Source organism: Phenylobacterium parvum, from assembly GCF_003150835.1.
In the GTDB taxonomy this organism is placed as follows: domain Bacteria; phylum Pseudomonadota; class Alphaproteobacteria; order Caulobacterales; family Caulobacteraceae; genus Phenylobacterium; species Phenylobacterium parvum.
On sequence record NZ_CP029479.1, the window covers coordinates 1,388,577 to 1,397,816 of the forward strand.

The following is a 9,240-nucleotide window of genomic DNA, read 5'->3' on the forward strand; positions in this document are numbered from 1 at the left end:
GACCCCGGGTCAGCCTGGGTTTTCCGGCGCCTCCAGTTCAAACCGCCATTTGCGAAGGACCGCCGGCGCAAGGTCCACCTCCCAGTTGCGGGCCAGAAGGAGGACATGACCCAGCACGTCGGCCACCTCATCCGCCAGCTGGGCCTTCATCTCGGCCTCACTGCGTCCGCCAGACCGTCCGCGCCCCGAAAGCCGCGACCAGGCCTGGGTCAGCTCGCCGACCTCTTCCTGCAGCTTCAGAATGTACCAGTCTGGATCCCGACGAAGCCCGAACGCCGCCACATAGGCCTGTGAAGCCTGCTCAAACCGGTCCGCAAGGGGACCGAGGGGGCCGAGGCTGGGTTCGATGGGCATAGTGGACTCCATGATGGTCGGGGGTCGCAGAAGCAGCCTCCGCTGATTCTCGATACGGGAGCCACGAACCCTCAACCCATATTTCTGATAATATTCCTTATGCGATTTTTGGATCAGCCCCGGGGCCGGCCCCCTCAGCTCCGGAATCCCTCCCAGAGCGCCTCCACCAGGGACAGGACCGCAGCCACGTCCCCCGCGGCGCCGGAGGCCAGGACCTTCAACCGCCGCGACGCAGGATCATGCACGACGTCGAGGCTCAGCCGGCCCGAACCCGCCGGCCGCGCATGGAAGGCGCCGTTGACTGCGGCGGTCCAGCGCCGGGCGCCCTCGAGATCGACTTCGCCGAGGTCCACCGCCGCCATCACCGTCGGGCGCGACTCCGGCTCAGGCTCGACCCCGGCCAGGGCCGCAAGGTCGTCCGGCAGGATCCGGAACCCCTTGCCCACCCGGGCCGCCTTCAGCCGCCCGTCACGGATGAACCGCAGGATCGTGCGCGGATGCAGCCGCAGCCGCCGCGCGGCCTCGGTCACGGTCAGGTAGTCCGGCCCGGTCATGAAGCCCTCCCGAGAATGGCCTGCACCTGAGGCGACTCCATGTCGGCCAGGAAGCCCGCCAGGGTGATCTTGGCCAGTTCGGTCATCATGGCCGGCGAGCCCATGGGCAGCCGACCGTCAGCGACCCGGGCGCCGAAGTCAGCGGGATCCAGGGCGGCGAGGTCGCCGGAGGGCGTCTCCGGCGGCGGCGTGACCATCAGCATCAACAGGCCATAGAAGAGGCGCGTCATCGGCTTCATCAGGGCCAGCCGGTCCCGCTCGTCCTGTCCCGCCGGACGCCCCAGCCAGCCCTCCAGCATGGCCCCCTCGGCGTTCGGGTCCCTCACCGTCTCATGGGTCAGGATGGCCAGGTCGACCATGGGATCCGTGGCGCAGGCCGTCTCCCAGTCCACCAGCCAGAAGCGGTTCCCGTCGTACAGCAGGTTGCGCGGGTTGGGATCGCAGTGCGCGGCCACTGGGGCGGAGGCCGACCAGGGATAGGCGGCGCGTAGGCGCTGGAGGCCCGCGACAAACGGCGCCATCAGGCCCTCGGCGAAATGCTGCTTCCCCAGGACCAGTTCCATCAGGCCCGCCAGCCGCTCACCGAAGTTCACGGCATTGGAAAAGCTCGCCTCCGCCTGGAGGGTCCGGAACAGCCGGCCGAGCTCCCTGGCGACCGCCCTCGCCCCGCCCGGATGATCTGAGAGCGGTCGCTGGGCCACGAAGTCCATGACGAGGACTCCCGTCTCCGGCTCGCAGGCGTAAAGGGCGGGCGCGATCCCCGCCTTCGCCGCCGCGACGATGCAGGCGTGCTGGTCCGGGTTGCGCATCCGGTCCACGGCAGGATCGGAGAGACGCAGGAGACGCTCCCCGCCCGGCGTTGTGAACCTGAGCGCCAAGGCGCCGGTGGCGCCGCCGGGGACGGGCGCCAGGCTTCCGGGCGCGCCATCGAACCGGACCAGCGCCGCCTCGACCCTGGCGCGCTGGACCTCAGGAAGCTTCAGGGAAATGTCCACAATGTTCTCTAGTGTGCGGTGATTGAGTCTAATTGATGCACTTTTGTGACTCCTTGGCGCGGTTAACGTCAAGGCGCCGCGTCGCCGCAGCATTTTCCGGCAGTCTTTCCTTGCCACGGCCGCGGGGGCGGCGAACCCTTACGGATCTGCACAAGGAGGCCGCCCGTGACCCACCTTCCCCCGTCCTATCGCTGGCTCGCCCGGCTGGACCCCCTGCCCCGCATGATCTCCGCCGCCCTGGCGGATTTCGGCCTCCGGGAGACCGCCGGCCCGGGAAACACGCCCCAGATCCTGCAATGGGCGCAGGAAACGGGCCTCGCGGACGCCTATCGGGCCGACTCCATTCCCTGGTGCGGCCTCTTCATGGCCCATGTGGCCCAGGTCGCCGGGCGGAATGTCCCGCCGTCGCCCCTCTGGGCGCTGAGCTGGGCCCGGTTCGGGATCGAGGGAGGCCAGCCCGAACTTGGCGACGTCCTAGTCTTCGTGCGCCAGGGCGGCGGACACGTAGGGCTATACATCGGCGAGGATTCCCGCTGCTATCATGTCCTTGGAGGCAATCAGGGCGACCGGGTCTGCATCACCCGCATAGCCAAGGAGCGCCTCTACGCCGTCCGCCAGCCACCCTACGTGAACAAGCCCCGCTCCGCCGCGACCTACCTGCTCGCCGCCACCGGCGAGGTCTCCTCAAACGAAGCCTGATCCCATGACCGACGCCGCCGCCGACGCCATCCCCGGATACGACCGCCCCGCCGTCGAGGCCTGGCTGGCGAAGACCTGCCCGGAACTCGCCGGTCCCTTCGACTGGGTCCGCCTGCCGGGCGGCCACTCCAACCTGACCTGGCGGCTGACGGACTCCCGGGGACGCCAGGCCGTCATCCGCCGCCCGCCCCTGGGCGAGCTGCTTCCCAAGGCCCACGACATGGGCCGGGAGTTCCGGGTCCTGTCGGCCCTGAAGGACACCCCCGTCCCGACGCCGCGCCCCCTCGCCTACTGCGAGGACCCGTCCGTCACCGGGGCGCACTTCTACGTGATGGATTTCCTCGACGGCCATCCCCTCTACACCGTGGACGATGTCCGGGAGTGGGCGCCCGAGGCGAAGCGGCGCGACCTCGCCTTCGCCTTCATCGACGCCCTGGCCCAGCTCCACGCCCTGGAGCCCGCCGCCGTAGGCCTGGGCGACCTGGGCAAGCCCGAGGGCTATGTGGAGCGCCAGATCAACGCCTGGGGCCGGTCCTGGGCGGCCTCCGTCGCACCCGCCGGCTTTGACGACCCCCGGGCCCATAAGGTCGAGGCCTTCCTGCGCGCACGCCTGCCCGGCCAGGTCCCGGCGCGGATCGTCCATGGCGACTTTGGCATCCACAACATCCTGGTGGGCCGCAGCGGCGGCCTGCTGGCGGTCATCGACTGGGAGATCGCCACCCTGGGCGACCCCCTCGCGGACCTCGCCTACGCCCTCAATCCCTGGCCCGATCCGTCGGACCCGGAACCCCCGGCCGAGACCGCGCCCCACGCCCAGCCCGGCTTTCCGACCCGGTCCGAGCTGGCGGAACGCTACGCCAGGGCGACCGGCGCCGACCTCTCCGGCCTGAACTATTACGTGGCCTTCAACCGCTGGAAGAGCGCCTGCATCGTCCACGGCGTCTACGCCCGCTACATGGAAGGCAAGAAGAGCACCGAGGGCGTCGACACCGAGGGCTTGAAGATGAGCGTCCTGCGCAGCCTCGAGCTTGCCGCCCGCGCGGCGGCGGCGGACTAGTCGCAGCGGCGGGAGCCTCCCGCGCGCCTTCCCGCAGAACACCAATGGCTCCCCATCAGGGGGAGCTGTCGGCAAAGCCGACTGAGGGGGTCAACGGCGACTCAGGAGACCCCCTCCGTCGCGCTTCGCGCGCCACCTCCCCCTTGGGGGAGGAATCACAAAGCCATTGCTCCCCCAAGGGGGAGCTCCCGGCGAAGCCGGGTGAGGGGGTCAATCCCCCTCGCAGTTGACCCCCTCCGGCCCGCTGCGCGGTCCACCTCCCCCTTGGGGGAGGAATTACTGAGCCATTGCTCCCCCAAGGGGGAGCTCCGGACGAAGTCCGGTGAGGGGGTCAACGGCCTCGCCGGGCTGCCTTGAACGGGACGGCGCCTATTCCCCCGCCAGGCTGGCCTTGGCCGATTCCAGCCCCGAGACAGAATCCTGGATTATATAGGTCGCCCGGGGAACCGCGGCCTTGCCGGCCTCGTAGAGGGTGACCAGGGTCACGCTCCGGTCCTGGCGCCAGCCGATGCCCGGGAAGCCGATGACCGCGACATGCCAGCGGCCGTCGTACTGGGTCGCCACGACATCCAGTTCATCCTCCGAGAAGGCCGGCATCACCTGGGTCTTCGGCGTCCTGCCAAACACCGGCAGTTCCCGCTGGTTGCGCTGCAGCTGCGCCCAGACCTGGGCGACCAGGGGCTCGGTGGACTTCGGCGGCGGGTCGAGGTCGTAGCGCACGGGCGACGCCCGGCGCTGGTAGAGGGCGTCCTGCGCCTTGCTCCGGTTGAAGGCCGCGGCCAGGACCTGGGCCGTCGTCTCGAAGGCCCGGCAGTCACCCGGGCGCGCACACAGGCTCTCGGCAAGGTTCCGCTCTGCCTGAAACTGGAGACCTACCTGGCAGGTGGGGCCCCAGCCGAGCCCGGTCCAGGGCGTCACCCGGATCGTGACCAGAGGCTTGCGCGCGGCATAGGCTTCACCCGGCGACAGGTACGATTTCTGCAGGTGAACGAGGGCGGGAACGCCCCCTGCCCGCCCGACATGGGCCTGGGATGCGCCGCACAATTCCCCCTCCATCGCCGGTGAAGGGAGGATCGCGGCGGGGGCGCCCGGCGTCGCGCGCGCGAAGGCAAGGCTCTGGCAGGCGGCCGTGCCGGAAACGTGGCTGACCTCGAATATGTCCGTCCCCGGAAGGCGGCGCACCTCGACGGGCGCGCGGCCATCCGGAAGGTCCAGGGCGCGCCGGACCTGGGCCTGGACCGCCACCTGGGCCTCCGGCATGGAGGTCGGGGCGGCGGCGGGTGCGATCGCGACCAGGGAGTCCACTGCGGAGGTTCCCTCGGCTGACCAGCGGGCGTCGCCGAGACGTCGCGCCTGGGCGGCGATCGCCTCGCAGGGGGCGAGCCCCGGGACCGGGACCTTCGCAGCCGCGGGCGCACGCGCCTTCGACCTTGGCGGGGACGCCGCCGATGCAAGAAACCCGATCGCAAGGCCCGCGGCCGCAACCAGAAGAAGTCTTCCCGTCCTGCTTGTCCTGATCACTCGGCGTCTCCCGGACTTGACCTCAACCCCTCCCGCCACCTACCCCTGCCGACGCCTTGGGGGCAACCGGAGTTCGACATGCGCAGCCTGCTTCTCGCCACCGCCGTGGCCCTCACCGCCGCCGGCGCGGCCTTCGCCCACGACTATGCCGCTGGCGACCTGCGGATCGCCCACCCCTGGACCCGCCCGACCTCCGCGGGTGCGCCGGCTGCTGCGGGCTATCTGGACATCACCAATACCGGGCGCAGCGCCGATCGCCTGGTGTCGGCCTCGACGCCCCACGCCGCCCGGGTGGAAATCCACCAGTCCTCGATGGAGGGCGGGATGATGCGGATGAAGGCCCTGCCCGCGGGGGTGGAGATTCCGGCCGGCGGGGTCGTCAAGCTGGCGCCGGGCGGCCTGCACCTCATGCTGTTCGGCCCCACGGCCGCCGTGAAAGAGGGCGACCGCATCCCCCTCACCCTCACCTTTGCGAAGGCTGGCAAGGTCAAGGTCGAACTCGCGGCGGAATCCCGGCCTGCGGCCAAGCCCGCCGCCATGCCCGAAGGCCACCGGCACTAGGTCCATCAGTTGGGTCCTGTTCCGGCGAACCGGTTCCCAGGGATCGGAACAGGATCTAGCCGGCAGCCAGGGCCGACTGGATGTCCGCCTCTAGGGCTTCGGGCGCCACGGTCGGGGCATAGCGTTTCAGCACCGTCCCATCCCGCCCGATCAGGAACTTGGTGAAGTTCCACTTCACCCCCCGGGTGCCCAGCAGGCCCGGGCGGCTCTCGGTGAGCCAGCGGAACAGGGGCTCGGCGCGCGGGCCGTTCACGTCGACCCGGGCGAGCACCGGGAAGGTGACGTCGTAGGTCAGGCTGCAGAAGCTGGCGATCTCTTCCGCGTCCCCAGGCTCCTGGTTGGCGAACTGGTTGCAGGGAAACCCCAGCACCACCAGTCCCTGGTCACGATGACGCCGCCACAGGTCCTCAAGCCCGGCGTACTGGGGCGTAAAGCCGCACTTCGAGGCGGTGTTCACCACCAGCACGACCTGGCCGGCATAGGCCGAAAGGGCGTGATCGCTCCCGTCAGCCGCCTTGACGGTGAAGTCCTGGACCGCCGTCATGGGACCCGGCCTCAGGCGTTGTCCTCGACGGGCGCTTCGGGGCCGTTCTTCTTGATCGAGTCGATGGCGTTCTGGGCGCTGGCCTTGGAGGTGTAGCCCTCGGTCGAGAACATGACCTCGTTGTTGTAGCTGAAGCGCACGCGGAACTCGCCCGCCTTGTCCTTGTAGATTTCGAACTTGTGAGCCATCGGCTGTCTCCGGGATGAAGGGTTATCGTCTCTCCCTTTTTTCCCGCCGCCCCTGCAAGGTCAAGGTCAGCCCGCCAGATCGCCCCCGGAGTCGCACGCAATGTCCCAGTCCCCCGCCCCGATCGGACAGCTCCTCGCCATCATGGCCCGCCTGCGGGACCCGCAGGACGGCTGCGCCTGGGACCTGGAGCAGACCTTCGCCACCATCGCCCCCTACACCGTGGAGGAAGCCTACGAGGTGGCCGACGCGATCCAGCGCGGCGACCTCGCCGACCTTCGGGACGAGCTCGGCGACCTTCTCTTCCAGGTCGTCTTCCATTCCCGCATGGCTGAGGAGGCGGGGGCCTTCGCCTTCGACGATGTCGCCCAGGCCATCATCGACAAGATGATCCGCCGCCATCCGCACATCTTCGGCGATGCCGGGCAACGGACCAGCGGCGAACAGGTGCAGGCCTGGGAAGAGGTCAAGGCCGCCGAACGCGCCGCCAAGGCGCCCCGCGCCGGCCTGCTGGACGACATCCCCGCCGCCCTTCCCGGCCTGACCCGGGCGGTCAAGCTGTCGAAGCGCGCCGCCGGCGTGGGTTTTGTCTGGCCGGACACCGGGGCCGTCCTCGACAAGCTGGAGGAGGAACTGACCGAGTTTCGGGCCGAGGTGGCCACCGGCGACCGGACGGCCCTGCGCGAGGAGCTGGGCGACGTCCTCTTCGTCATGGCCAATCTGGCCCGGGACCTGGATATCGACCCCGAAGACGCCCTGCGCGAGGCCAACGCCAAGTTCCTCCGCCGCTTCCGCCACATCGAGGCCCGCCTCGCCGAGGACGGCCGGACGCCGCACGACTCCGACCTCTCGGAAATGGACGCGCTCTGGAACGAAGCCCGCGCCCAGGACAAGACCCGCCCCCGCTGACCCCCTCACCCGCCTCCGGCGGGAGCTCCCCCTTGGGGGAGCAGTTGGCTCTCAAATTCCTCCCCCCAGGGGGAGGTGGCGCGCGCAGCGCGGCGGAGGGGGTCAACGGCGGGGGGATTGACCCCCTCAGTCAGCTTCGCTGACAGCTCCCCCTTGGGGGAGCAATTGCTGAGTCATTCCTCCCCCCAGGGGGAGGTGGACCGCGCAGCGGGCCGGAGGGGGTCGACGGCGCTTCAGCCGCGCCCTCACCCACACCAGCCGGAAAGGCGCAGGTCAGGCCAGGACGCCAACGCCAGGGAAGAGGCGTTCCAGCTGGCCCTGGGCCTGGTCGGAGAGGCTCACGGCGAGGGAGACCGAGCCATCCTCGGCCTCGCGCCGCTCCAGCACCCGCCCGTGGCGGTAGAGCCAGGCGACCAGGTCGCCCTGCCCCGCTGCGGCGTGGATCACCACCGGCGGCGCCTCGTCGATGAGACCGGCGATACGCGCCAGCAGGGCCTCGCAGCCCTCCCCCGAAACCGCCGAGACCAGGACGGCGGCCGGACGGGCGAGGACGGCGTCAGTGCGCCGCTCCTGGCGGGCCTCGGGATCCAGACGGTCGGCCTTGTTCCAGACCTCGATGACACGCCGCTCCGCCATCTCGACGCCCAGGCGCTGCAGCACCTCGCGGACGTCCGCCGCCTCAGCGTCGCTGTCGGCACTGGCGATGTCCCGGACGTGCAGGATGACGTCGGCCTCCTTGACCTCCTCCAGGGTCGCCCGGAAGGCCTCCACCAGCTCGTGCGGCAGGTCCGAGATGAAGCCCACCGTGTCCGACAGGACGACGGGTCGGCCACCTGGCAGGCGCAGGGTGCGCAAGGTGGGATCCAGGGTGGCGAAGAGCATGTCCCTGGCCTCGACCCCCGCGGAGGTCAGCCGGTTGAAGAGGGTCGACTTGCCCGCATTGGTGTAGCCCACCAGGGCCACCGAGGGCGCCGGGGCCCTCTGACGGGCGGCGCGCTGCAGGGTCCGCGTGCGCCGGACCTCGTCCAGCTCGCGTTTGAGCCGGCCGATCCGGTCGGCGATGAGCCGGCGGTCGGTCTCGATCTGCGTCTCGCCGGGGCCGCCCATGACGCCGAAGCCGCCGCGCTGGCGCTCAAGGTGGGTCCAGGTTCGGACCAGGCGCGAGCGCTCGTAGGACAGTCGCGCCAGCTCGACCTGCAGTCGGCCCTCGCGGGTGCGGGCCCGCCGGGCGAAGATCTCGAGGATCAGGCCGGTCCGGTCGATCACCTTGACCTTCCAGGCCTTCTCCAGGTTGCGCTGCTGGACGGGCGTTAGGCTGTCATCGACCACGACGACATCGGCCTCCACCGCCTCGCAGAGGGCGGCGATCTCCTCGACCTTGCCCGAGCCGAACAGGGTGGCCGGCGTCAGGCGCCGCAGGTTGACGATCACCCCTTCGCGGATCTCAAGGTCGAGGGCGCGCGCAAGGCCCTCGGCCTCCTCGAGCCGGGCGGCGGGACTGCGTCCCTGGCCGCGTCCCTCACGTTCGGGATGGATGACCAGGGCGCCCTGGACGGGCGCCTCGCGACTGATGCGGCGACTGGTCAATCAGCGTCGTCTTCGTCCGGCTCATAGAGCTGGACTGGCTGGGCGGGCATGATGGTCGAGATGGCGTGCTTGTAGACCAGCTGCGACTGGCCGTCCCGGCGCAGCAGGACGCAGAAGTTGTCGAACCAGCTCACGACGCCCTGCAGCTTGACGCCGTTGACGAGGAAGATGGTCAGCGGCGTCTTGGTCTTGCGGACGCTGTTGAGGAAGGTGTCCTGCAGGTTCTGCTTCTTGTCGCCGGACATGGCTTTTCGCTCTCTTGTGTTGGGCGGG

12 protein-coding genes are annotated in these 9,240 nt (G+C 70.0%); 4 read left to right on the forward strand and 8 right to left on the reverse strand.

Annotated elements, in window-relative coordinates; genetic code table 11:
• Window positions 1-9: 9 nt before the first annotated feature.
• From HYN04_RS06665 to HYN04_RS06675, 3 genes are all read right to left on the reverse strand, one after another.
• Entirely contained in the window at window positions 10-354 is a 345-nt protein-coding gene (locus tag HYN04_RS06665; RefSeq protein ID WP_110450040.1) for a nucleoside triphosphate pyrophosphohydrolase family protein, read from the reverse strand.
• Between the two features lie 134 nt (window positions 355-488).
• On the reverse strand, window positions 489-908 hold the full coding sequence (locus HYN04_RS06670) for a helix-turn-helix domain-containing protein (RefSeq protein ID WP_110450041.1): 420 nt from the start codon (window positions 906-908) through the stop codon (window positions 489-491).
• On the reverse strand, window positions 905-1,903 hold the full coding sequence (locus HYN04_RS06675; protein ID WP_162599578.1) for a phosphotransferase: 999 nt from the start codon (window positions 1,901-1,903) through the stop codon (window positions 905-907). The genes HYN04_RS06670 and HYN04_RS06675 overlap by 4 nt, the downstream gene beginning before the upstream one ends.
• 165 nt (window positions 1,904-2,068) lie before the next feature.
• On the opposite strand from HYN04_RS06675, the gene HYN04_RS06680 reads away from it, so the two are divergent.
• Complete coding sequence (locus HYN04_RS06680; protein WP_241962708.1) at window positions 2,069-2,602, forward strand: TIGR02594 family protein; 534 nt, start codon at window positions 2,069-2,071, stop codon at window positions 2,600-2,602.
• Between the two features lie 4 nt (window positions 2,603-2,606).
• Complete coding sequence (locus HYN04_RS06685) at window positions 2,607-3,659, forward strand: phosphotransferase family protein (protein WP_110450043.1); 1,053 nt, start codon at window positions 2,607-2,609, stop codon at window positions 3,657-3,659.
• 369 nt (window positions 3,660-4,028) lie between these two features.
• Here HYN04_RS06685 and HYN04_RS06690 read toward each other — a convergent pair whose 3' ends face one another.
• Window positions 4,029-4,964 carry a hypothetical protein gene (locus HYN04_RS06690; protein WP_110450044.1) on the reverse strand — a complete coding sequence of 312 codons (936 nt, stop codon included), beginning with the start codon at window positions 4,962-4,964 and terminating at the stop codon, window positions 4,029-4,031.
• A 294-nt stretch (window positions 4,965-5,258) separates the two neighbouring features.
• On the opposite strand from HYN04_RS06690, the gene HYN04_RS06695 reads away from it, so the two are divergent.
• Window positions 5,259-5,741: a copper chaperone PCu(A)C gene (locus tag HYN04_RS06695; protein ID WP_110450045.1), complete on the forward strand. Its 483-nt coding sequence runs from the start codon at window positions 5,259-5,261 to the stop codon at window positions 5,739-5,741.
• A gap of 55 nt (window positions 5,742-5,796) precedes the next feature.
• On the opposite strand, the gene HYN04_RS06700 is transcribed toward HYN04_RS06695, so the two are convergent.
• Complete coding sequence (locus tag HYN04_RS06700; protein WP_110450046.1) at window positions 5,797-6,285, reverse strand: glutathione peroxidase; 489 nt, start codon at window positions 6,283-6,285, stop codon at window positions 5,797-5,799.
• A gap of 11 nt (window positions 6,286-6,296) precedes the next feature.
• Window positions 6,297-6,473: a YegP family protein gene (locus tag HYN04_RS06705; protein WP_110450047.1), complete on the reverse strand. Its 177-nt coding sequence runs from the start codon at window positions 6,471-6,473 to the stop codon at window positions 6,297-6,299.
• A gap of 100 nt (window positions 6,474-6,573) precedes the next feature.
• Between HYN04_RS06705 and mazG the strand changes: the two genes are divergently transcribed.
• On the forward strand, window positions 6,574-7,380 hold the full coding sequence (gene mazG, locus HYN04_RS06710; RefSeq protein ID WP_110450048.1) for a nucleoside triphosphate pyrophosphohydrolase: 807 nt from the start codon (window positions 6,574-6,576) through the stop codon (window positions 7,378-7,380).
• Between the two features lie 273 nt (window positions 7,381-7,653).
• Here the strand turns inward: mazG and hflX are convergent, their stop codons facing one another.
• Both hflX and hfq read right to left on the reverse strand, forming a co-directional pair.
• Complete coding sequence (gene hflX, locus HYN04_RS06715) at window positions 7,654-8,967, reverse strand: GTPase HflX (RefSeq protein WP_110450049.1); 1,314 nt, start codon at window positions 8,965-8,967, stop codon at window positions 7,654-7,656.
• Window positions 8,964-9,212 carry an RNA chaperone Hfq gene (gene hfq / locus HYN04_RS06720; protein WP_110450050.1) on the reverse strand — a complete coding sequence of 83 codons (249 nt, stop codon included), beginning with the start codon at window positions 9,210-9,212 and terminating at the stop codon, window positions 8,964-8,966. Before hfq ends, hflX begins: the two co-directional genes overlap by 4 nt.
• Between the last annotated feature and the right edge of the window lie 28 nt (window positions 9,213-9,240).